The organism is Catenibacterium mitsuokai (assembly GCF_025148785.1).
Classification (GTDB): Bacteria; Bacillota_I; Bacilli_A; order Erysipelotrichales; family Coprobacillaceae; genus Catenibacterium; species Catenibacterium mitsuoka.
The window spans coordinates 2,442,084-2,466,725 of sequence record NZ_CP102271.1 but is presented as its reverse complement, the minus strand read 5'-3'; the positions used below and the strand labels follow the sequence as shown (position 1 = coordinate 2,466,725).

The following is a 24,642-nucleotide window of genomic DNA, read 5'->3' as shown; positions in this document are numbered from 1 at the left end:
TTTAAAGGAGTATGTTATGAAGATAAAAGAACTCACAACGATTGGTTTTAAACCAGCCCCTAAGAAAGACTATTATTACTATATTCAGGATCATTTCTATCTTTTACTACAGCTATTACCTCATCATAAAATTGCTTTATTGCTTACAACAGAAGATACAAAAACACAAAGAGATATATTAGAACAGTTTTTTATTAAAAGAGATGCAGTAGAGCGTATATATTCGAATGAAGAAGGTGCAGGACTTGTTCTTTCTTCTTCTATAAAAAAAGAAGAGTTAAAAGAGATTGTCTTAAAACTCAAGGAAGAGATCAATCAGTCCCCACAATGTCATCACTGCCATCAAAGCAAACCATTAAATGTATATTTATTAGATGATGAAATAGATATATTATGTTCTGACTGTTTTGAAAAGCATGAACGTATTACTAAACATACGGCTTCACCATTTGGAATACTTGGGGCCATTATTGGTGCAGTCATTGGTGGAGTTATCTGGGCTTTTGGATATAACCTAGGGTACATGATCTGTCTAGATGCGATATTACTTTCATTTCTTAGCTTTATTGGCTATAAGAAGCTAGGACACTATATTGATCAAAAGGCAAAGATTCTAATACCTCTTATAGATCTACTTGTTTTAATACTTGCACAATATGCTTCATGTGCCTTCTCAGTTCAGGCTGCTTTTAAACGCATTGGTGCTTCTAGTGTTTCCTTTATTCAGGCACTTGTTGTCGTACCAGGGATGATGTTTGATTCAAGTCTTATGGGATTGTTACTTGTTTATTTATTCTATGGTCTTATTTTAATGATTATTACTTTGGTTATTTTGTTTATATATGATAAGCGTAAAAACAGTTATTATTTTAAGTATAAATGTATAAATGATGAAAATAGTTGATGTTTTCAAGAAAAAATAGTTGATTGTAAAAAGAAAAGTGATATATTAAAAGTGGTTTTTATCATATTAGGAAATGGAGGACCCACACATGAAAACAAAAATTGAAGTACAGTTCATGAATAAAGATGTTAATGTGACTGATATCGAAAAATTAGTTAAAGAAGATATCAAGGAAAAGGGAATCAAGCTTAACACTCTTGAAACTTTAGAAGTTTACTATAAACCTGAAGATAGCGCAGTATATTATGTAGCGACTACAAAAGATAAGAAGGTTTACGGTGTAAACAACGATCCATTACATATTTAATGTAAAAGAGGCCTTTATAGGGCCTTTTTTAGTATCTTGTTGTATAATAAAGAAAAAGAGGAGAATACGCTTATGGACTATAAAGACTTATATTTCATAATTTCTATCGCGTTACAGATTCTTATTTTCTTTGAATTAAGAAGACAATCAAAGAACCTAATTATGTTAGTGATGAGTTTCTTGGTTACGGTATTATGTGTCTTATTCTTCTATAATGTTTTCTTGGTAGAAAAGCAGAAAACATTATTCTCTTTTGGTATGTTAGTTGTTGTATTCTTAATGTTCCTATGGAATGTAAATTATCGTTTTACAAAGATTATAAAATGAGAGAGTATCTCTCATTTTTTTTACGTAAAGAATTATGCTATAATGTTTTTGTATAAAAAGGAGGCAGAGTATGAAAAAGGTAATAGGGATCCTTGTTGCTGCTTTAATACTAAGCGGCTGTGGATCATCATCCGATAATCATGATGTAAAAAAGAGTTCTTTCATGAAAGAAGGAAAGAATAATTTATATGCTCTTTATAATACAAAAGGGCAGCGTTATACCAAAGATATGTATAAGGCTTATACGCCTTTTGAAGGCGGTTATTTAGTGACTGATGCAAATGATCAGACTGGTTACATTTCTAATACAGGTAAGACTATTGTAAAACCAGGACGTTATACAAGCTTAAAGACACAGGGTAATATGCTTGTAGGTGAAACTCAGTCACAGACGAGACTTTATTTAAGTGCATCAACTCTAGAGATGACAGAAAATACTTTAACACAGGTATTTGCGAATGATGCAGTTGTCTGGTCTACAAATGATAATGATGTAATTAATATTAACCAGCAGGGTTATGTTTATGCAAAACATGCAGGTACTGCAGTACTTACTGCAACTAAAGATAATGCATCTGTGACTTGTGTAATTAAGGTAAAAGCGTTACATCCATATTTTGATCATGACTCTTTAGATGTTTATACATTAGAACCAGCTACATTAACAGTGAATGACTATGGGGCTCGTACTATTGAATGGAAGTCTAAGGATCCTAAGATTGCGACAGTAGAAAATGGTGTGATTCAAGGATTAAAGCCTGGTACAACAACTATTAGCGCAAAGGTTGGAGATGATACTTTAGAGTGTAAGGTAAAAGTAAAACGTAAGACTTTTAAGATTTCTCATAAGGAAGCTACTTTCTATGTAGGTGATGAAGGTCAGTTAGGTATAGAAAATGCATATCCTGATATTAAGTGGGAAACAAGTAATGCAGCTGTTGCGACTGTTGCGAATGGCCATATCTGGACAATGAGTCCTGGTAAAGCAACATTAAAGGCAACAAGTAATGGACAGACAGTAAAATGCGTCGTTACTGTAAAGAAGAGAGTACCAAGACTTGATCAGACTAAGGTGACTCTTTTAACTGATCAGAAGGTTGTTTTAAATATTTTAGATAAGGCCAATCCAGAAGATGTTGTACAGTGGAGCTCTAATAAGAAAAAGATTGCTTCAGTCAATGAATTTGGTGAAGTAACAGGTCTTAAGAAGGGTAAAGCAGTTATTACTGCAAAGATTGGTAAGAAGAAATATAAAGCAACAGTTACTGTTAAGAAGAGACAGATTAAGATCAATCCTGCTAAGACAACTATTGAAAAGAATCAGCATATCTTCTTGCAGCTATTAAATAAGAAGGATGAAGATCAGGCAGTATGGACTACAAGCAATGATAAAGTTGTTATTGTAGCACAGAGTGGTGAAATTGCAGGGGTTAAACCAGGTAAGGCAACTATTACTGCACAGGTTGGTAAACAGAAGGCTAAAACAGAAATTACTGTAAAGGCTAAACCTCTTTCTTTAAGTAAAACAAAGATTGATATGGATGAAGAATCAGATGAATCTCTTTCTATTAATAACTATGAAAATCAGAAGGTAGAATGGTCAAGTTCTGATGAAAGTATCGCCACTGTAGAAAATGGCATCATCCATGCGAAAAAAGAAGGAACAGTGACTATTACTGCCACAATTGATAAGAAAGACTATACATGTAAGGTGACAGTTCATAAGCTTATTAAGGTTATTGATCAGAAAAAAATGACTGTTATTAAAGGTGGTCAGGGACAGTTAACAATCACAAATGTGGATCCTGAAAAGATTAAATGGGATACAAGCGATTATGGTATTGCGACTGTTGCGAATGGTACTGTTTATGGTATGAAGACAGGTAAGGCGACTATTACAGGTAAAGTCGGTAAGAAGACTTATACATGTAAAGTAACAGTAGTAAGAAATCCAGATACAGAAACAAAAACAAAGGCGGCTGATATATCACTTGGTGGTATTGAAGTATTAAATACAAAGGGTAAAGTACTTTATAAATCATCAGCAAAGACTGGTTTATTGAAGACAAATCTTCCTGTTGTAGTAAAGGATAAGACTTATAAAGTCATCAACAACGGTAAGACTCTATATGTTGGTAAGAAGAAAGTTTATTATGCATCTAGTTATGAAGATGCTTCTATTGTAGCTTTCAATGATTCTATTAATATTTATTTAAAGAATGGTAAGAAGACTTCTATTAAGGAAGTAGGTAATTATTCTATTCTTGCATCACGTAAAGATCAGGCAATTCTTTATGATGCTTATAATAAGAATACACTTGGTGTTATTGGTACTAAGGTCTATTCAAATGAGTATGCTTTAACAAGTGCCGAAATTACTAAGAAAAACAATGTTGTATTAACTGCAGGAGATGTAGTCAGTCTTTATAAAGATGGACAGATTATTCCTACAAACTCTAACTATAAAGACGATACACATTTCATTTCTAGAAATAAGAAGATTGCGTATGGACCTCATACAGTCTATAACGGTAAGAAGACAACCGAATTGAAGGGTGTACAGGTTTATCCTTATGCTTATGAATTAACAGTGTCTCGTTATCCAGGATTTGTGAAGGGTAAAGGCTATGCTTATTATGACTTCAATGGTAAGAAGGTCAGTCCTTATTATCAGGAAGCAAATCAGTATGATGAAAATAAGTGTGCAATTGTACAGCTTAAGAATAATAAGTATGAATTGATTAATGCAGAAGGTGAAAATGTATTAAAAGAATCATATCCTCGTTTAGAATTCATAGGCAATTCATATTATGCAGCCTATAATAAGAACGGCCAATTTAAGGTTTATGACTGTAATGGAAAAGAAGCTCTTTCAGATATCTATACAAAGATTCCTGAAACAGCTGCAATAGTCTTTGATGGACATCCATATCTTGCATTAGAAAAGAATGGACGTTCTTATATCTATGATGTGGATAATGGTATGAAGGAAATTTATTCTATTGAAAAAGAAATAGTTCTTCATGAAGAAGGTTATTTCACAATTGGAGATAAATACTATACTCTTACAGGTCAGAAGATCAAATAAGGGGGAATTCTATGGCAATTTTACTTGCAACTTTATTGGTGTTTGTTGGATTAATGTTGATATTCCAGCTGATCTATTTTGAAATCAGCCGTAAGCGTGCATTAAGAGTGAATAACTTAGTATGGTTTGAACAGTTCAATCGTCCTTTCAACTATACAGGAACAGCAAGCATGGTTGTATTATGTATTATCTGTTTTATGATTGGTGGTACAGAAGCAGCATTTATGTCAGCACAGTGGTTCTTAGAACTCATTATCTTTGTGGCATGCGGTGTTATTGCGGATGCTGTTGTACAATTTATTATTATCAAGTATGGTAAGTTCAGATGTCGTCAGCAGATTAGATCTGCAACAACTTTAATGAAAGAAATTGAAGAATTAAAACGTGGAGATGAAGATGACTATGGTTATGAAGTCTCTACACCACTTTATGATGAAGTTTCTATCACTAAGAGTTATGTACATCCAGAAGATCATCTTGCCTTTATGACGGTGGATAAAGGGCAGTTTGTAAAGGATTATAAAGATTATCCTGCCGCTACATTTGATATTGAACCTTATAGTGAAACAAGCGAAGTAGAAGCCACTTTAGAAGGATTACCTGTAAAAGCAACAAAACTTACAGAATCTAACTTACTTCCATTTAAGGATGAACGTATTGATGTATTAATGGATCAGTTCTCTAACTATGATAAGAATGAAGTATTACGTGTACTTAAACCAAATGGTACTTTCATTGTGAATCAGAATGGTAGTGATAACCTTCATGAATTCTTATCTATGTATATGCCTTTCAAGATGAGAGGTGTCTGGGATATGAATAGTTGTGCTATGACTCTTGCGGATGCAGGATTTGAAGTCGTAGAAACAAAAGAAGACAGAGGGTACATTCGTTTCCATAATCTTCGTCAGATACAGACATATTTCCGTAAGGTGGCTCCAGAAGTGGCTGAAAATATACCACAATATAAGAGCTTCTATATGCATGCATTAGATGAGATTAAACAGAATACATATTTCCAGTTGACAACATATCGTTTCTTAGTTGTCGCAAAGAAGAATTTCTAATAGGCTTTCTTAATTGAAAGCCTTTTTCAATAGGAGGTTTTTATGAATACAGTTGAAAGTAAAAGTGCAGTAAAAAATAGTGTATTACGTGTCATGATTGCTGCTGTTCTGATTATTATTCAGGTCTTCTTGATAGTGAAACTTGCGATATATTTATCTAAGTATTATGCCGCTTTTGATATCATTATGAGCTTGATTGCTTTCTTATGTGTATTACGTATCTATGGCAGACCTGATAATAGTGCTTTTAAGTTATCCTGGATTGTCCTGATTCTTATCTTTCCAGTCTTTTGTTTAGCTATTTATCTTATGTTTGGTAGACCTTCTTTATTAAAGACAGTACAGAAGAAGTTCAATAAGGTAAATGCCTATCTTGATACATATCAAATAGAGACAAATGGATTTGAAGAACTACAATGTGATGATCCTCTTCATGCCACTGAAGCTTATTATTTAAAATCTTTAGGTTTCCCAGTCTTTAATCATACAAAGATGAAATTCTATAGTTCTACGAATGAAGCATTAGATACACAATTAAAAGATTTGAATAATGCAAAGGAATTTATATTCATGGAATATCATGCTATTGAAGATTCAAAGGCATGGAGACAGATTGAAGATGTTCTTGTTGAAAAAGTAAAACAGGGGGTAGATGTCAGAGTCTTTTATGATGATATGGGCAGTGTTGGCTTTATTAATAATAAGTTTAGAACACGTCTTCATGAAGAAGGTATACAATGTCGTGTATTTAATCCTATCTTCCCTGTTTTAAATACTTTTATGAATAATCGTGATCATCGTAAAATAACTGTCATAGATGGTCTAGTAGGCTATACAGGGGGCTATAATCTTGCCGATGAATATTTCAATTATACACATCCTTATGGACTATGGAAGGACTCTGGAGTAAGATTAGAGGGTGATGCAGTAGACTCTCTCACAAAAATTTTCTTTGAGATGTGGCAGACATCCAGTAAAGAAGACAATGAAGACCTCACACCTTATTTAAAGAGGTATCAAGTAGAAGGGGAAGGTTATATCGTTCCTTACTCTGATACACCTTTAGATGATGAAGAAACAGGTGAGAATGTCTATTTAAATATGATCAAACATGCTGTTCATCATATTTATATCACAACACCTTACTTGATATTGAGTGATGAAATGCAAAGAGAACTCATTCTTGCATCAAAAAGAGGTGTCGATGTCAGAATCATTACTCCCGGTATTCCTGATAAAGCTGTTGTCTTTGCAATGACAAGAAGTTATTATTCACATCTTGTGCAGGCAGGTATTCATATCTATGAATATACACCAGGTTTTATTCATTCAAAACAATGTTTAGTCGATGATCAGGTCGGTGCTGTTGGTACAATTAATTTTGACTTTAGAAGTCTTTATCTACACTTTGAAAATGGCTGCTGGTTTACCCATAATCATGCAGTCAAAGAATTAAGAGAAGACTTTGATGAACTATTTGAAATCAGTCAGGATGTATCAGAGAAGTATATAAATACAAGTGTTGTATTAAGAGGGTGGAGATGTATCTTACGATTCTTTAGTCCTCTTATGTAAGGAGGTATTATGTTTCATTTTAAACCAGACAGAAAATATACGCAGATTGCAGTTTATGTAGTCGCAACTGTAATTGCGATTTATCTTGTCATTGCAGTAGGCAGTAACATGACAGATATCCTAAAATGGGCTAAAAAAGGATGGGGCTTTTTAACTCAGGTTTTCACACCTTTGCTCATTGGTTTTGTGATTGCTTATTTATTAAAGCCTTTAGTAGAAAAGGTGGAATCATCTCTTAGAAGTATTTCTTATTTCCAGGAAAAGAAGAAACTCAGCCATCAGTTATCTGTTGCGATTACTTCTTTAATTGTGTTATTTGTATTTGCGTTATTATCTGCATTTGTGATTAGAAGTATAGGTAAAGAATTAGCTGTAACACAATTCAAGGACATGAGTGATTTCTTACGTATTATTGCGAAGAATGTGAATGCATTCTATGAAGATCTGATTGTGCAGTTAAAGTCCATGAGTATCTCTACCGTACAATTACAGCAGTTCTTAAAAACATTTGCGAATGGTCTTACAACGAATATTCTAGGTGCTATTAGTAGGGTTTCTGACTTCTTTACAAACCTTCTATTCTCTATCATCTTTGCGATTTACTTTATGCTTGATGGAGAAAAATTATGGAACTATTGGAGTAAGAGTATTAAAGCCTTCACTAGTAGACAAGTAGATGTTGTCATTCACCAATTATTAGTAGATATCGAAGGTGTATTCTCTGGTTACGTACGTGGTCAGGTTATTGATGCATTTCTTATGTTTTTAATGGTAAGTATTGCGTTTGGTTTCTTACATATCAAGTTCTGGATTGTGATTGCGTTATTAGTTGGTATAGGGAACCTCGTTCCTTATGTCGGTCCATTTCTAGGATATGGCTCTATTGCAATTATAGGACTTGTGACTGGTGATTTACATATGGCTTTAAAAGCATTTATCGCATTATTGATTATTCAGGGGGTAGATGGTAACATCATCAACCCAAGATTGCTTAGTGCAAGTATTGACATTCACCCAGTACTCGTCATCGTATCTCTTATTATTGGTAGTATGATAGGTGGATTCTTAGGAATGCTCGTTTCTGTACCAGTCGGTGCATTATGTAAAATCTGGTTTGAAAGATTAGTAGATTATCGTACGCAATCTAAAAATGAATTAGTAGAGGAGAAAGAAAATGGAGTTTAGATTTGATCCATGGATGTTAGATGTAGATGTCAATGCAACACAGCATGACTATAGTAAAAATGATTATTCTAAAGAAAAACAATTAAATGAAGAACTAAAGAAAGCTATGTCTTTCCAGCAGTCTCGTATCTTTGAAACATTAGGTGTTGATCCTGATAAGATTCTTGTAGAAAAGATTCCTTTAGAAGGTTCACAGAATGTTTATAAATTCTCTTTTATTGTAAAGGGCAAACTTCTGACAATCACAAATATGCAGGCTGCAGTTTATAGTGATGAAAAGGTCTTTGGTCCTGAAATATTAGACCATGTAGAAGTTGTAGATATCCCAGAAGGTGGCGTAATGGTCTATGAAATGGGAAATTTAGCATTGGCTTTTAAACATCCAGGACATACAAATGAATGGAATTGTGGCTCTGTTTTAGGTGTCGGCTTTATACAAATTTAAAATTTATTATCAAAAAAAGATAGTATATATCAACGTTTTTGTAAGCGCTAGTAAAAAATGAGATAAAGGTATAGAAATTATTAGGATTTGTGATATAATAATCCTATATTCATAAGGAGGAATTTTTTAAATGGAAAAATTATCATTCGTAGTATCTGACCCAGTAGGTTTACATGCAAGACCTGCTACAATCTTAGTAAACCAGGCTAGCAAATTCTCTAGCAATATCAACTTAATCTATAACGGTAAGAGCGTTAACCTTAAATCAATCATGGGTGTTATGTCTTTAGGTGTTCCAACTAAGGCTACAGTAGAAATCGAAGCTGAAGGTGAAGACGAAAAGGACGTAATCGATTCTATCGCTAAGGTTATCAAAGAACAGAAAGTTGCTGAATAATATACTTTTGTTTTTGACAGTGGATTTTATCCACTGTTTTTTTTTTACACACTTTTTCCCATATTTACTCCATAATAACGCAAATATTATTTTTTATTATAATTATAAGGAGGCGTCATTATGTCTAAAGGGAAAGAGTGTTTACACTATTTATTACTATTTCTAATTGTATTGATCACAATGAATATGATTATGATGTGCTTATTTATTAAGCAGGGATCATTACAGGTAATTAATAAGTATAAGAAACAATTGAAATATGAAGTAACACTGACATCTAATAATGGAGGTGTTAGTCTTACTGATGCAAAAGAGTTAACACACCTTAAAGGTGTAAAAGCCTATAACTATGAACAATTAGTCAATGCATCCTCATCACTTCAATCTGTAGATACACATCTCTCTTTTCCTCGTATTCATTTAAAAAACTATCAGGGAGATTCATTTCTTCTTGCGGGTTATTCTTCTATGACGCTGATTCAGGACTTTAATTCAAAAGAATATCAATTAAAAGAAGGAAGACTACTCACAAATAAAGATGAGAATACATCCAATGCAGTTATATCCTACGCATTAGCTAAAAATAATAATCTTAGTATAGGAGACAGTATTCAGTTTAATACTGAAAAAGGAGATGTCTCATTATCTATTGTAGGTATCTATAAGAATAAGGTGGGTCTATTAAGTCGTCTAAAGCCCTATAATACAATCTTTATCTCTTTATCAAAAGCACAGTCATTAAGTCATACAGAACAGACGCTATCCTCTGTCACTTACTACTTAACTAAAGAAGATACATCAGAAGGTTTTATGAAGAGAGCACAAAAAATATCATTAGACTGGAATCAATTACAGCTTACTTCCAATGATGCACAATATAATGCATGTGTTTCTATCTTTGAAAATATATATGATAAAGTAAAGATGTTTCCATTTATACTATTAATCACAGGCTCATTTCTATTAATACTTGTATATATAAGATTATCAAAGAAACAGAATTTTTTAAAAACATTCATCGTATTTATTGTTGCGTTATCTATTACTTTCTTTACAAGTCCTTATCTTTCAAAATACACCATCAATACATCTCTTTCTCACCGTGATATGACAATATCTCAAAAAGAAATAAAAAAGATTAGGACAGTTTATACATCAAAAATCATGATAGAAACAATTGGTATTGCATCTATCATGTATTTAGAAACAGTGATTATAACATATAAGAAAAAGATCTCAGCCTAGGCTGAGATTATTTCTTTTGATTTTGAGAATAATCCATAAATACCACCAGTGTGCATAAATAGAATATTCTTTGCGTGATCAAATGTACCTTTTTCTAATTCATGGATCAGTCCATAATAGGCTTTACCTGTATAAACAGGATCAAGAATAATACCACTATGTCGAGACAAATCAGAGATAGCTTCTAATTCTTCTTTACGGCTTAAAGAGTAGCCTCTTCCTACATATCCATCGATCATATGAATATGACTTCTATCCACATCTTCAACATCAAGATGAGGCAATGTATCATCAATAATGCGATTGATTTCTTTAATAAAGAAATCAGCATCATCACATACATTAATACCTACAATATCTTTATGGGCTTGTCTTAAAACATTGCCTAGATATAAACCAGTATAAGTTCCACCAGAACCGACTGCATCAATAATAGTATCAAACACTATGCCTGTTTTTTTTTCATATTCTAGTATTTCATCAAAAGCATCGATATAACCTAAAGTACCGATTCCATTACTCGCTCCCATAGGAATAATATAAGGTTTTCCACCTTGATCTAATACTTCTTGATAGACTTCCTGCATCATTTCATCTTTATGCGCCTGAAAATCATCATGTTCCTTTACTCTAATATCAGCACCAAGCATATGATCTAAAAGGAAGTTGGCTGTTTCAATATTTTCACCCGGTTCTTTTCTAAGTATAAGAATACATTTTAATCCTAGTTTTGCAGCCACTGCAGCAGTAGATCGACAATGGTTGGACTGGAATCCACCATTTGTAATCAGTGTATCACATCCTAAAGATAATGCTTCTGCCACGCTGTATTCTAATTTTCTAATCTTATTGCCAGATGCGACACTATCTGTTAAGTCATCTCTTTTCACAAAAATATTTGGTTTATATTTGTTTGAGAGATAGTCTATTTTTTCTATAGGAGTAGGCAGCTGGGCCAAATGTAGTTTGTTCATATTATCACCTCTATATATAGTATAGTAGAATTAGATGATGAAATCACACTTTCTTATAAGAAAGTTTGGTATAATAATGAAGACAAGGAGATACAAATATGAAAACAATTGGTAAAGATGGTATTTTATTAAGACTCGCAAAGGATATGTATCCTGAGAGAGATGATTTATCTTCTATTGAAGTAAAAACATTATTTAATGATATTTGTCATAAATATATACAAAGAGAAGGCATCTATGATCTTCTTTCATGGCTAGAAGATAGTGACTTTTATAGTGCACCTGCAAGTACACGTTATCATGGAGATTATGAAGGTGGGTTATGTGATCATAGTCTTCATGTTTATTTCTGTTTTAGAAGTTATGTAAAGAAGCGTTGTGAACCAGGGTATCATTTATCTATGAGTGAAGAAAGTATAGCGTTATGTGCTTTATTTCATGATTTATGCAAGGTTGATATTTATAAGACAGAAATGCGTAATAAGAAGAATGCGCAAGGACAATGGGAACAGGTTCCTTTCTATACAATAGAAGATGCATTCCCTGTAGGACATGGTTCTAAGAGTGTTTATATTATGAATCGCTATTTAAATCTTACAGATATAGAAATAGCCGCTATTGCGTATCATATGGGCTTTAGTTATGGGGATGATGCGAGAACAGTAGGAAATGTATTTAGCCGTTTTCCTGAAGCATTTGCGTTATCTACAGCTGATATGGAAGCCACTTATTTTGTGGAAAATGAACATTGGCCACGATAAAGTGCTATAATATCATCCAAGGTGATATATATGAAAAAGAGTAAAATTAAAACAAATGCGTTAAGAATGCTTGATCGTGATAAGATTCCTTATGAGATCAAGACATATGAATATGATGAAGAACATTTGAGTGGTGAACATGTGGCATCACAAGTAGATATGGATGCAGGCGATATCTATAAGACACTTGTATTACATGAAGACCACGATTATTTAGTATGCTGTATTCCTGTATTAGAGGAAATAGACTTAAAGAAACTGGCTAAACTATCTGGGCATAAGAAGGTAGAAATGCTTCATATGAAGGATTTACTTGGCCTCACAGGTTATATGCGTGGGGGGTGTTCTCCTGTTGGCATGAAAAAGAAGTTTCCTACATATTTTGATGCCAGCATAGAAAAAGATCGTCCTATCGCCCTCTCAGCAGGTAAAAGAGGCTATCAGATGATTGTTTCATCAAAGGATATTACAACATATTGTGATGCAAAAATAGGGGATGTAGTGAGAAATCACTAATCCCCTTTTATATATCTGTAAGTGTTTACTTAGGAGTTCTTGACAAAAATCTGTCGATATTCATAAATATAACTATTAAATTTAGGTGAATATTTAAAACGTGAGTAAAAGTTATGAGAAAATAATGCAACTGTAGCGCTTTTTGTTTCTATAGGTTTTTGAAAATGGTATAATAAAAACAAGAGGTGACGCTTAAAAATGGATATTAATAAAAAATATGAGCAATGGTTAAATTATGGAGATATGGACGCTTCATTAAAGGCAGAACTTGCCGGAATGACAGAAGAACAGAAGGAAGATGCTTTCTATAAGAACCTTGAATTCGGTACAGCAGGTATGCGTGGTATCTTAGGTGCAGGTACAAACCGTATGAACATCTATACAGTTCGTAAAGCAAATATGGGATTTGCGAAATACGTAGCTAATTTACCAGAAGGTAAAGAACGTGGAGTCGCAATCAGCTATGATAACAGACATATGTCATATCGTTTTGCGATTGAATCTGCTAAGATTCTTGCAAAGTTTGGTATTAAGTCTTATATCATGGAATCTTTAAGACCTACTCCAGAATTATCTTTCGCAGTACGTTATTTAAAATGTGCAGGTGGTATCATGATTACTGCTTCTCATAACCCTAAGGAATATAACGGTTATAAAGTATATGATGATACTGGTTGTCAGTTAATCCCTGAATGGGGCGATATCGTTGTTGATTATGTAAATGAAATCGATGATGAATTAGAAATTGAACAGATTAGTGATGAAGAAGCTTATCCATTCATTACATGGGTAGGAGAAGAAGTGGATGAAGCTTACTACAAAGCTGTAATGGGTATTGAAATCAATCCTGGACTAGATAAGTCTGATTTCAAGATTGTTTATTCACCACAGCATGGTGCAGATAACATCCCTGTAAGAACATGCTTAAAGAGATTAGGTTATGATATTGTGCCAGTACTTGCACAGTGTGCACCTGATCCAGATTATACAAATACAAAGTCTCCAAACCCAGAAGTAGATGCTTCTTATGAATTAGCTATTAAGCTTGCGAAAGAAGTAGATGCTGATGTAGTCGCAATTACAGACCCTGATGGTGATAGACTTGGTGTTGTTGCAAAGCATAATGGTGAATATGTATTAATGAGTGGTAACCAGAGTGCTGCTGTATATCTTGAATATATCTTATCTCAGAGAAAAGAGAAGGGTACATTACCTGATAATGCAGTTATGTACAATACTATTGTTACAAGTGATCTTGGTGAATTAGTTGCTAGAAACTATGGTGTTGATGTTGAAAAGACATTAACTGGATTCAAGTTCATTGGTGATAAGATCAGAAAGTATGAAAAGACACATGAAAAACAGTTCATCTTCGGTTATGAAGAAAGCTATGGCTGTGTTGTAGAAGACTTCGTAAGAGATAAAGATGCTGTACAGGCTGTATTACTTGCTGCTGAATGTGGTAACTACTATAAGAAGCAGGGTAAGGATCTTATTGATGTATTGAATGAATTATATGCTAAGTATGGTACATTCAAGGAATCACAGATTGCGTTAGCTAAGGCTGGTGCTGCAGGTGCTGCACGTATCAAAGAAATGATGGATACTTTAAGAAAAGACAAGCCTACTGAAATTGGTGGCGTAAAGGTTGTATTAAGTGAAGATTATGCAACAAGTGAACGTTCTGATGGCACAACAATTGACTTACCAAAGTCAAATGTATTAAAGTATTATCTAGAAGATGGTTCTTGGATTGCTGCTAGACCTTCTGGTACAGAACCTAAGTGTAAATTCTATTTCTCAATTAAGGGTACAGATGCAAAGGATGCTGCTGATAAGACAGAAGTATTCCATAAAGCAATGATGGAATTAATTGGTGAATAACTCATATGGGGACTCTATCTTCGATAGAGCCCTTTATTATTTGGAGGTGGAACATGTATAAATTATTAGTTGTAGAAGATGAAGTGCTTATTAGAGATATTATTAAGGAATATTTTGCGGCAAGAGACTATGAAGTGATTGAAGCAGTAGATGGTTATGATGCTTTGAATAAAGTGAATCAAGATATTGATATGGTTTTACTTGATATCATGATGCCAGGAATGGATGGATATGAAACATGTAAGAAGATCCGTGAAAAATATGATATGCCTATTATTTTTATCAGCGCTTTGTCTGAAACTGATAATATGCTGGATGGTTATCATGTAGGAGCAGATGATTATATCACAAAGCCATTTAAACCTTCTGTTTTGTATGCGAAATGTCAGGCTATTTTAAATAGAAGCAAGAAGACAAAAAAAGAAGATAAAGAAATCATCTGGTTAGATGCAAGTAAACATTTAATGTATGTAGATGGTGAACCAGTCGCACTTCCTAATAAGGAATATTTATTAATGGAATTATTCTTAAATAATAAGAATCAGTTATTTACACGTTCTCAGATTTTAAATAAGGTCTGGGGCTATGATTATTATGGTGATGGACGTGCTGTAGATACTTATATTAAGAAGTTAAGAAAGAAGCTGGGTGTTCATTCACATCGTATTCAGACTATTATGAAGGCAGGTTATACATATACGGATGAAGAAGACTAAATGGTCTTTTGGACTTGTACAGCGTACCTTCTTCTTGATGTTGTTTGTATTTGTGATTATTCTTGGGCTTATGTCATTACAAGGCATTACAGAATACAAGGAACGTATTATTAGTTCTTCATATGATGCTTCATTGACTTCTGGCTTACAGAATATATATCAGACACAGTATTCTTTAGATAATCCAGATATGACCAAGTATTTAAAGAATTACTATCTTACAAATGAGGGGATGTCTGCGATAGTGGATAGTGATAATAATATCAAGTCATTTGTGAGTAGTGCTTCTTTGCATATTTCTCAATTGTGGATTCTTGACGATAGTACGAGTCAGGAAATCATGGTGGATATATCTGAAAATAATCTAGTAGAGAAAATCAATAAGTATATGATTGAACATCCTGATGAGAATTATGATGTAGTCATAGGTGGCGCTAAGTCTCAAAAGAAACAATATTATATTAATGATGGTGAGAAAGAGGTTGAATATTATACATCAATGGATACAACTGATATTCATCCTGCGTATCTTGCGATTAATGGTAAGGTTTTATTAAATGGCACACACAAATCATTAAAGAAATATAAAGTATCCTGGTATATGTCAGAAAGATGCTTTTATGAAAGAAACGGTTCAAGTGGCGGAAGAGAGTTCACTGATTATAAGAAACTTAAGAAGGCATTAGAGAAACAGATCAAGAAGATTGATAGTATTGAATATGCAAAAGGATCTGATTATGTGCATTCTAAGAGTATTAATGTGAATGGTGGGACAATGACTATTGTGCTTTCAGAACTGAATCAGGAAATATCTCCAGTGTCAAATGTGAGTGGTGTAAAAGGTTATTTTGTATCAGCTAGCTTTATACCTAAATTGACTAAAAGGGCTGCAGTGAACTATTTTGAACATTCCTGGTATATTTATATTATTGTACTCTGGCTGAATGTTGTGATTTCTATTGTGATCTCACATATGATCACAAAACCATTAAGACATGTATCAGAAGTTACAAATGAAATTGCGAAGAATGATTTCAGTGAGAAATTCTTGATTACACGTCATGATGAAATAGGGCAGTTGGAAAACAATATCAATATCATGAGTACGAACTTAGAGAATACAATCAATCAGCTGACTGAACAGCTTGAACATGTTCAAAGACTAGAACATACAAGAAAACAGTTTATTGCGAACTTTACTCATGAAATTAAAACACCTCTTGGTATTATTGCGGGGTATTCTGAATTATTAGAGGATGCCACAACGCAGGTTACAAGAGAGAAATATATTCATATCATTAATGAACAGATTGAACGTATTAATGGTATCGTACTTACAATGTTGGAATTATCTCGATTAGAATCAGGTAAGATAGAATTAAATAACTATCATGTTTCATTGTCAGAACTTGTAGAAGAAGTGATCGATGATTTTGAATATGAACTAGAAAAGAAGCAGCTTCATATTGTAAAAGAATATGAAGAAGTGGTTTTGGATTGTGATCCTATTCAGATAGAAAGGGTTATTAATAACCTGACATCGAATGCGATTAAGCATACAGATGAACAAGGTACAATTACATATCGTGTGACAAATCACCGTTTTGAAATAGAAAATGAAGGACAACATCTCTCTCAGGAAGAGATGGAATCTATCTGGGAAGCCTATATTTCTAAGGATCAAGGCGGAACAGGACTCGGTCTTCCTATCGTAAAAGCGATATTAGAGAGACATAGTTATCATTTTGGGGTAGAAAATACAGAAAAAGGTGTTCTATTCTACTTTGAATATTGATATAATAAGGCAAGTAGGGAATGGGTGATCTTATGAAACTAAAAAGAGTACAGTTTTTTATGTCTAAACAAAGCTATCTGGCTAGTCTCCTTGCGATTGCAGCATTAGTCTGTTATTTCATAGGTTACGCCTCAATTGCGATTATTCTGACTATCGCGATTATTATTTGTTTAGTTATTTATTTTATTCTTGGTCTCGTTTATTGGAGATGCCCTTATTGTCATAACTACCTTCCCACAAAAGATGCAGGTAGTTTAACAGTGTGTCCCCATTGCCAAAAAGAATTATTTAGAGATGAAGAAAATAATACTGTAGAAAAATAAAAGGCTGATATCGCTTATGTGATATCAGTCTTTTTTCTATAAGTAAATTGCTTTATTGATGTGAAGATAGTAGACAATAGGCTGTACATCTGTATGGAATACTTCTTTAAGTACTTTTGAGTAATAAGACAACTGTGTGCGGTGGAGCTCTTTAAGCACTTCTTCGCTGTTGTCTTTTGATACTCTATCTGTCTTATAGTCTAGTACATAAACTTTATTGTCTTTAATAAAAACTAAGTCAAATATACCATTGATGATGAGTCCATTCTCATCTTTGTATCTAAATTGTTTTTCCTGGTAAATTTGATCTGCATCTTTAATCAATTGATAGGTATCACTATTGATAAAATCATTGATATGAGGAAGATAGTTCTTTAGTACACTCAATCCTTCTTCATCAAACATCTGATTAGTATAAAGTGATTGAATCAATTCTTCAGGATCATCTTCTTTAAAATTGAAATAACTTAATAAGTTATGGACCAATGTTCCTCTATCTGTGGCTAGATAGCGTGTTCCTTCGTTACTAAAATCAAAATGTGTATCATCACTCTTCATTTCTTCCATACTTGTTACCGCAATACTGCGTGGTTCAACTGGATAAGGATATTCAAAATCATAATACTTTTTATAAGCACGGTATTGGTTTTCTATTTTTATTTTCGCATAAGGTGGAATACGTTGTACTGTTTCACTGCTATCTAGTATTGTGCAATGGAAACGTGCTAACTGAGTATCTTTATTCTCGAGTTCTTTAAAAGAAGAACGATCTAATGAAAGATAAGGTCTGATTTCAGGAATTAGTATCTTTATATCCTCCTGGAAATCCTTATGTCTTAATAAGGCCATAAGAACCCAGCTTAAATAATTGTTTGTAGAACGCATGGCGAGATTATATACAACACCCTGACCCTTCTTTAGAGTAGGGTCTGTATCATTGGCCTGTACCTGACGGGCAATAGAAATGATTTCTTCTTCATCCTTGATTGTACCGGTTAAGATGAGTTTCTTTTCTGCACGTGTTAAAGCAACATAAAGAATACGCATTTCTTCATTCACTGTTTCTTGACGAATGAACATCTTCAACATCTTTGAATAAGGATGCTCATACTTACATACAATATTTCCAAATGGAGATTCTTCTAGCTTACATACACTTCCTGCCACTCCATCATGCTGAGAAATAATAATTTCCGCATTTTCATCAGAGGAATTAAACTTCTTCTGCATGGCACTCACAAATACAACAGGGAACTGTAACCCTTTAGACTTATGAATAGTCATGAACTCTACAGCATCATTTTCATCACTCGCAATAAATCCAGGGGCCTGGCTAGAAGAAGAATCTAATAATTCTAGGTAATCCTTTAAATAAGGATATTCTTCATTTGTACGGAATGTTTCTAATAGAATATCTAAGTTTGCGCTACGTTGTTCGCCATTCATTAACTGGGATACAAAAGCCTGGTATCCTGTTTCTTTTAAACATTTCTTTAGTGTTTCATAGGGTGATGATGTCATGGCCGTGTTTCTTAAATCATCGAAAACCTCTAAGAAGTGAAGTACTTTACTGTTGGTATGATGTGTGAGGTTGATGTAAAGAGGATCATCTGCGTCTCTTATATCTAATAACTCATTCTCAGTAAAATGAGAGAATAAGAAGTTATTATGTAATACAGATAACATCGCAATATCATCATATGGATTAACCAAAGCCTTTAATAATGTCATCATACTAATGACTTCATTGGACTCAAACAAACCACTTGATAAAGTAATATTTGCAGGAATATGATAACGTTCAAACACCTTCTTATAAGTAATAAATTCAGTTGTAGCACGCATGAGTACCGCAAAATCATGATATTTATAATCCTTCAGTTTTTTCATGCTGATGATTTTCTGAGCAACCATATGTGCTTCTACTTCAGATTTTGTATATTCTTCCTGATTCTTATAAAGAGAAATAAGTATGTCTGTATCAAAATCATGATTCTTCTCTAGTTCAGGAAGTGTTGTACCTTTCGCATCAAAATCATATCTTAAAATTGCATTATCACCATGGATATACTCTAATCCACCTACAGAACTATCCATAATACAATCAAAAATATAATTGACACTATCCAATACAACTTTTTCAGAACGATAGTTATACTTTAAATCAATACGAATATTTGTATCATATTCTGTCATCTCTTCTAGTTTAGTAAATGTATCAAACTTATATTGGAAGATAGAAGGATCAGCTTGTCTAAATCGATAAATAGACTGTTTCATATCACCGACCATAAACATTGGAATATGTTCATCATAGTTCGCAATCTTTAAGACAAGGTTCTCCTGCATCTCATTGGTATCTTGATACTCATCCACCATGATTTCCTTTAGTGTATGATTCAATCTTTCTACAACAGGAAGATCAGGTTGCAACAATCTTGTCGCATATTCTTCTAGATCATGGAAGTCTAATTCATTTCTAGCTTTCTTTGCGTCACTATAATTTTTATTGAACTGATCCAATAGTCCATCTTTACCAAGTAAGAATTCAATATCTTTAAAAGAATAATCAAGATATTTTTTGAACTCCTCTGTTGAAGTAAAAGATAAAAACTTCTTTAATTTTGAAAGAGGATCAGTGACATTCCCTTTTAACTTTGTATATTGTTTCTTAACAGAATCATCGACACCTAATTCACTCCATTTAATATTTGCCATTTCTAACTTTTGAGACAGTAAACTATTTAATGTATCAAAGGTAAGAGGTCTATTTAAGGCATCGTAGAGATCAGAATAATAATCATATAATGCAGTGGCAGGTGCAGGTTTTTTCGCATTTTCAACAGTTTCAAAGAAATAAGTAATATCATGCTTTTCACAGAAACGATATAAAATATTATAGGCACTTAAACTTTTAAGACAGCAGTCTCTATATAATTGAGTCATACCGTCTAGAATAGGCATATTTCTAGAAAGATTAAAATCATAATATCTTTCATGAACTTGATCAAGGAAACGATGGAAATCTACAAAAGAATTGGTGATATTCTGGAAGTCTATTAAAGTCTTTTTTAAATCATCAAAGTTATTTTTTGTGTTATGACGATAAGCATAATCCTTGAAATCTGGATCTTCTACCCATTTCTCTAAACATTGATCGAGAACCTGGTCTTTAATTAAATCAGGTGAAGGGTTCACCTTAAATCCTGGCATCACACCAATCAAATAGCCATACTTCTCTAAGAGAGTCTTACAGAAACTATCAAATGTAGTGATGTAGGCATGAGGCAGTAATTGAATCTGTTCTTGAATATGTCTCAATGTTTCTTCATCGTGATCAGCGAGGGCTTCTTCATGTAAAGACACATTCAATCTTTGTTTCATTTCATTTCCGGCCGCTTTAGTAAAGGTTAATACAAGGAATTGATCCATTGAATAATGATCATTCACAATTAAACTGATTAAGCGGGCTACAAGAATTCTTGTCTTTCCTGAACCAGCAGGAGCACTGACAAGAATAGTCTTTCCTCTTAAATCAATTGCAGCCTGTTGTTCTTTATTGTATTTAGGCATTCTCATCATCTCCTTTTAGTTTCTTATACATATCTTTCGCAATCATTCTATTTTCATTTTCAAATACATCAAATAAGCATACTGGCTTATAAGGACAATAAGTACATGGATAAACCTTGAAATCATTATTTGGCTGGGCACCGTCTGTTAAGGTAGGGTGGATAGGAATTAATCCAGCATGAATCTTTTTATAGAGTTCAGAAATATGATTTTCTACATACTCCATAATTTGATCTAGTTCATCAGGAGAAATAACTTTTGCGCTATTCGCATATTCTCCAGACTTCTTTACCTTAACAGGTGCAACTAATTCAGGTGTAGATCCGAGTCCCTTTACAGAATTAGTAGATCCATCATCCACCATATAGCCTTCCATACGGTATTCTTTTAATACATCCTCATCACTAAGTGCATAACTTGAATCACGTGTGAGTATTCGTTTCTTCATATTAAAGTACAACATGCCTGCACGATCCTTATTCTCCTGTTTACATAACATATCTAGATAAACAAGCATTTGAATATTAAATCCCTGCATCGCAAGATTTAAATCAATTTCTTTGCTACTTGATTTATAATCCACTATACGTGCATAATTTCCAAATTCATCTACTCTATCAATAATGCCTGAAAAAGGAACATCACCAATCTGTCCAGAAATCTCTTTTTCTTTAGATACAGGTACATACCCACCTAGTTGTAACTGTTTCTGAATAATCTTGATTGTCATCTTCATATCTTTAATGAGATTATCAATAAAATATTGGTTCATTGGATGATCATCATATTTCTCTTTCAGATTCTCTTCTATATAATGTTTTGCTTCTTGATCTACAAGAGACTCATCATCCAGACATTTCTCCATTAAATAATGACATAAAGAACCAAGTTCACTTGATTGTAAAGTATCTTCTCTCTTTTCTGTAATCTTTAATCCATATTTAATATAATAAGAGAAAGGACATTTATTATATGTCTCTAAACGAGATACGCTGACCCCTCTTCCGAGCTTATTTGTATCTTTAATAAACTCAGGCTGGTTACTTGTCATTTTATAATGATCAATCAATCGATTGATAGGATCTTCATCTATACGTGATTGATTTAAATATAGGTTATTCTTGATGAGATTCAATGAAGGATTGATATATTCTAATTCAAAGAGATCACTCAAACGTGACATAAGAATAGAAGGAATCAATTCGTTGGCAGCCATATTCTTCTTACTATAAGAGAATGTATAAGATAAATAAGGATTTAAAAGAACCTGTATAATACGCTTATAATGTGCCTGTAACTGTTCATCTAATAATAGAGGATGAGGATTAAATTGTTTATAGTCTTCCTCCATTAAGAATCCTTTATCACTGATTTCTAAAGGTAGGAATGTTTCATTGATTCCTGTTAAATAAATATGTTTAGGTGAAGCAGTCAATCCCTTTTCAAGTGAAGTCACAATAACACCTGTCTTATTTGTAACTCTATTACCTGGAATAATGCATTGAAGGAATAAATCAAACTCTTTAGGACTAATTTCATCATCACATTGATAAGCATCAAGAGTTTTAATCATAGAGGCACTGATATCCTGTTTTTGAAGGAACTGAATAATTTCCTTAAAAGTATGTCCAATACACTCTGATAATGATCGAGACATTTTACGATAATCACTATTATAATGACATGCTGCATTTTGTGATAATGTGGCAGGAATATTGAGTTCATCAAAACATACTGTGAGATAATCTGAATAGCTTGCTTGATTGGTAATGATCATAAAGTCTTCATACTGCAGCTGCTCATTCACAATACGTGATTTAATATCACAGGCAATCTTCATACATTCCTGCATAGGGTGCCCCCCACTCATTACACGTCCTCTCGCTACTTTATGTACATCACTATTATCAAATAAGTGATGAATAATAGACTCTTCATATTCATTTAATACTTCATCTGCATCTGTCATCTCTAATAATGTGACTGGAACATAATTGTCTATCTTATTAAATAATTTTTTGGATGCAATGTGAGGATAATCATCACTCATAATATAAAGAGGTGTCTTTAACGAATCGTCTATTAAATCCTCTACCATCTCTTCAATTGTCCAATATCCTCCAGTAATAAGAGAATTAATTGTATATAAATCTTCACACTTCTTATTTAATAAAGTATCTTCGAAAAACTGATCAAGAGTTATGTTATTTCTATGAATCTTTTTAAGTGTAGAAATCAATTCAAGAATCATTTCATAAGAATTAGAACTAAATTGTATTGTATTAAATGTATGACAAGAAAGAATATGACGCATCATAAAAACAAGATCTGCCTGTGAATAAATATGACGGGCAAACTGTTTATGTGAAATCAAAATCTTATCTATATATTGTTTAAGTGTTAGAACTTCTATATCAAATAAACAGGAATACTTATTCAAGAATAGATCTTCTACATATTCTGTATTCTCTGTAATGATATAAGCAGGTCCCTGCAGTTTGTCTGCCAATTCATTGAGTTTTTTATTGAGGTGCATCCCTTTAATAATCTGCATAATGATTCTCCTTCATTTGTACTTTGGTACTATTATATCATTGCATCTAAAATCATGCATTAAGTTCAGTCTCTATAACACCTATATAATGGAGTTAAGAAAAAAAGAAACTGTAACGCTCTAGGTAGTAGATACTATCTGTTCGTTACAGCCTCTAAGATGATTTTCAATTATAATATTTAGATTATTTAATTAAAACAAATTCAGTTTCAACAGAAGGAGTAATTCCATTTATCCATTGATTTAAGAAAAAATCATTTTTCTTTGGGAATTCATTCACTAAATCATGACCTCTTTTGATTTCTATTTCTTCCGAAAAAGCAGTATTATCTTTTTCGAAGTAAATATCCTTAGTTTCGAGATGGAATATGATTGCTCGTGTGATCCACAGTTCATAGATATCATCAGAAATTTTAACTTTTTGATGCTCATTCACTAAAGTAATTTTATTGACTTTTTCATCAACTGGAGTATCAATTTGGTCAGTATCTTCAAAAAAAGAGCGAATGTCATTTTCATTTACCTCTTTAATTGACCATAAAGCAATATCATCAATTGAATCAAAATATTGTATCGATTCTTGTTCATTACGAAGTTCAAATGTTTTATCATTGATATAAATTCCTACGACTCCTGTTACACTGTTTGTATAATCAAATGAATCACATCGATACTTTTTGAAACTTTTACCAATAAATGGCTTGAAATGTGATTCACTTAATCTAAAATCTTGTATCTTAGTCATTTTTATCTTTTTCCTCCTTTACAAAATGTATTTTTTGTTGTTTGACTCCGCCTGACTCTTTGCTATTTTTAATATTGATATCTACAGCTGGAGTTCCATCAGATGAGGATACTTTTCTATAAGAAACAATTGTTCCATCTGCTAATTTTGCAATAGTACCCTTTCCATTAGACATTTTTTCTCAGTTGCTCCATGAGTTAATTAGTGAATAACCTTTTTGTGGAATATAGAAAAGAGCTGTAACGCTCAAGGTAGTATTAA

General features: G+C 33.0%; 21 protein-coding genes. 16 read left to right on the top strand and 5 right to left on the bottom strand.

The window, feature by feature from the left end:
- Positions 1-16 precede the first annotated feature (16 nt).
- The 10 genes from NQ499_RS12680 (at position 17) to NQ499_RS12635 (ending at position 10,540) form a co-directional block, all read left to right on the top strand.
- On the top strand, positions 17-904 hold the full coding sequence (locus NQ499_RS12680; RefSeq protein WP_040389747.1) for an FUSC family protein: 888 nt from the start codon (positions 17-19) through the stop codon (positions 902-904).
- A gap of 88 nt (positions 905-992) precedes the next feature.
- Complete coding sequence (locus tag NQ499_RS12675; protein WP_040389746.1) at positions 993-1,211, top strand: DUF6465 family protein; 219 nt, start codon at positions 993-995, stop codon at positions 1,209-1,211.
- 72 nt (positions 1,212-1,283) lie between these two features.
- Positions 1,284-1,538 (top strand): hypothetical protein, encoded by a 255-nt coding sequence (locus NQ499_RS12670; protein ID WP_040389745.1) that lies wholly within the window; start codon positions 1,284-1,286, stop codon positions 1,536-1,538.
- 70 nt (positions 1,539-1,608) lie between these two features.
- Complete coding sequence (locus tag NQ499_RS12665; RefSeq protein WP_006505222.1) at positions 1,609-4,626, top strand: Ig-like domain-containing protein; 3,018 nt, start codon at positions 1,609-1,611, stop codon at positions 4,624-4,626.
- Between the two features lie 11 nt (positions 4,627-4,637).
- Positions 4,638-5,693, top strand: a complete 1,056-nt coding sequence (locus NQ499_RS12660) for a class I SAM-dependent methyltransferase (protein WP_006505221.1) — start codon at positions 4,638-4,640, stop codon at positions 5,691-5,693.
- 42 nt (positions 5,694-5,735) lie between these two features.
- Entirely contained in the window at positions 5,736-7,268 is a 1,533-nt protein-coding gene (cls, locus tag NQ499_RS12655) for a cardiolipin synthase (protein ID WP_006505220.1), read from the top strand.
- A gap of 9 nt (positions 7,269-7,277) precedes the next feature.
- Positions 7,278-8,453, top strand: a complete 1,176-nt coding sequence (locus NQ499_RS12650; RefSeq protein WP_006505219.1) for an AI-2E family transporter — start codon at positions 7,278-7,280, stop codon at positions 8,451-8,453.
- The gene (locus NQ499_RS12645) at positions 8,443-8,898 is read left to right on the top strand and encodes a hypothetical protein (protein ID WP_006505218.1); all 456 of its coding nucleotides are present in this window, start codon (positions 8,443-8,445) and stop codon (positions 8,896-8,898) included. The genes NQ499_RS12650 and NQ499_RS12645 overlap by 11 nt, the downstream gene beginning before the upstream one ends.
- A 130-nt stretch (positions 8,899-9,028) precedes the next feature.
- Positions 9,029-9,295, top strand: coding sequence for a phosphocarrier protein HPr (locus NQ499_RS12640; protein ID WP_006505217.1), 267 nt, complete (start codon positions 9,029-9,031; stop codon positions 9,293-9,295).
- Positions 9,296-9,415: 120 nt separating this feature from the next.
- Positions 9,416-10,540, top strand: a complete 1,125-nt coding sequence (locus NQ499_RS12635) for an ABC transporter permease (protein ID WP_006505216.1) — start codon at positions 9,416-9,418, stop codon at positions 10,538-10,540.
- Here the strand turns inward: NQ499_RS12635 and NQ499_RS12630 are convergent.
- Positions 10,537-11,514 (bottom strand): D-cysteine desulfhydrase family protein, encoded by a 978-nt coding sequence (locus NQ499_RS12630; protein ID WP_259848533.1) that lies wholly within the window; start codon positions 11,512-11,514, stop codon positions 10,537-10,539. The genes NQ499_RS12635 and NQ499_RS12630 overlap by 4 nt on opposite strands.
- A gap of 98 nt (positions 11,515-11,612) precedes the next feature.
- On the opposite strand from NQ499_RS12630, the gene NQ499_RS12625 reads away from it, so the two are divergent.
- The 6 genes from NQ499_RS12625 (at position 11,613) to NQ499_RS12600 (ending at position 17,509) form a co-directional block, all read left to right on the top strand.
- The gene (locus tag NQ499_RS12625; protein WP_006505213.1) at positions 11,613-12,275 is read left to right on the top strand and encodes a hypothetical protein; all 663 of its coding nucleotides are present in this window, start codon (positions 11,613-11,615) and stop codon (positions 12,273-12,275) included.
- 30 nt (positions 12,276-12,305) lie between these two features.
- Positions 12,306-12,791, top strand: coding sequence for a Cys-tRNA(Pro) deacylase (gene ybaK / locus NQ499_RS12620; RefSeq protein ID WP_006505212.1), 486 nt, complete (start codon positions 12,306-12,308; stop codon positions 12,789-12,791).
- A gap of 198 nt (positions 12,792-12,989) precedes the next feature.
- Positions 12,990-14,675, top strand: coding sequence for a phospho-sugar mutase (locus tag NQ499_RS12615; protein ID WP_006505211.1), 1,686 nt, complete (start codon positions 12,990-12,992; stop codon positions 14,673-14,675).
- Between the two features lie 53 nt (positions 14,676-14,728).
- Entirely contained in the window at positions 14,729-15,391 is a 663-nt protein-coding gene (locus NQ499_RS12610; RefSeq protein ID WP_040389744.1) for a response regulator transcription factor, read from the top strand.
- Positions 15,378-17,186, top strand: a complete 1,809-nt coding sequence (locus NQ499_RS12605) for a sensor histidine kinase (RefSeq protein ID WP_006505209.1) — start codon at positions 15,378-15,380, stop codon at positions 17,184-17,186. Before NQ499_RS12610 ends, NQ499_RS12605 begins: the two co-directional genes overlap by 14 nt.
- Before the next feature lie 32 nt (positions 17,187-17,218).
- A complete protein-coding gene (locus NQ499_RS12600; protein WP_040389743.1) occupies positions 17,219-17,509 on the top strand; it encodes a hypothetical protein in 291 nt (96 codons plus the stop codon).
- A gap of 36 nt (positions 17,510-17,545) precedes the next feature.
- Here the strand turns inward: NQ499_RS12600 and NQ499_RS12595 are convergent, their stop codons facing one another.
- The 4 genes from NQ499_RS12595 to NQ499_RS12580 all read right to left on the bottom strand — a co-directional run bounded on the left by NQ499_RS12595 (position 17,546) and on the right by NQ499_RS12580 (position 24,556).
- Positions 17,546-21,082 carry a UvrD-helicase domain-containing protein gene (locus NQ499_RS12595; protein WP_040389742.1) on the bottom strand — a complete coding sequence of 1,179 codons (3,537 nt, stop codon included), beginning with the start codon at positions 21,080-21,082 and terminating at the stop codon, positions 17,546-17,548.
- Positions 21,075-23,636: a PD-(D/E)XK nuclease family protein gene (locus NQ499_RS12590; protein ID WP_006505206.1), complete on the bottom strand. Its 2,562-nt coding sequence runs from the start codon at positions 23,634-23,636 to the stop codon at positions 21,075-21,077. The genes NQ499_RS12595 and NQ499_RS12590 overlap by 8 nt, the downstream gene beginning before the upstream one ends.
- 184 nt (positions 23,637-23,820) lie before the next feature.
- Complete coding sequence (locus NQ499_RS12585; protein ID WP_006505205.1) at positions 23,821-24,381, bottom strand: hypothetical protein; 561 nt, start codon at positions 24,379-24,381, stop codon at positions 23,821-23,823.
- Entirely contained in the window at positions 24,374-24,556 is a 183-nt protein-coding gene (locus NQ499_RS12580) for a hypothetical protein (RefSeq protein ID WP_006505204.1), read from the bottom strand. The genes NQ499_RS12585 and NQ499_RS12580 overlap by 8 nt, the downstream gene beginning before the upstream one ends.
- Between the last annotated feature and the right edge of the window lie 86 nt (positions 24,557-24,642).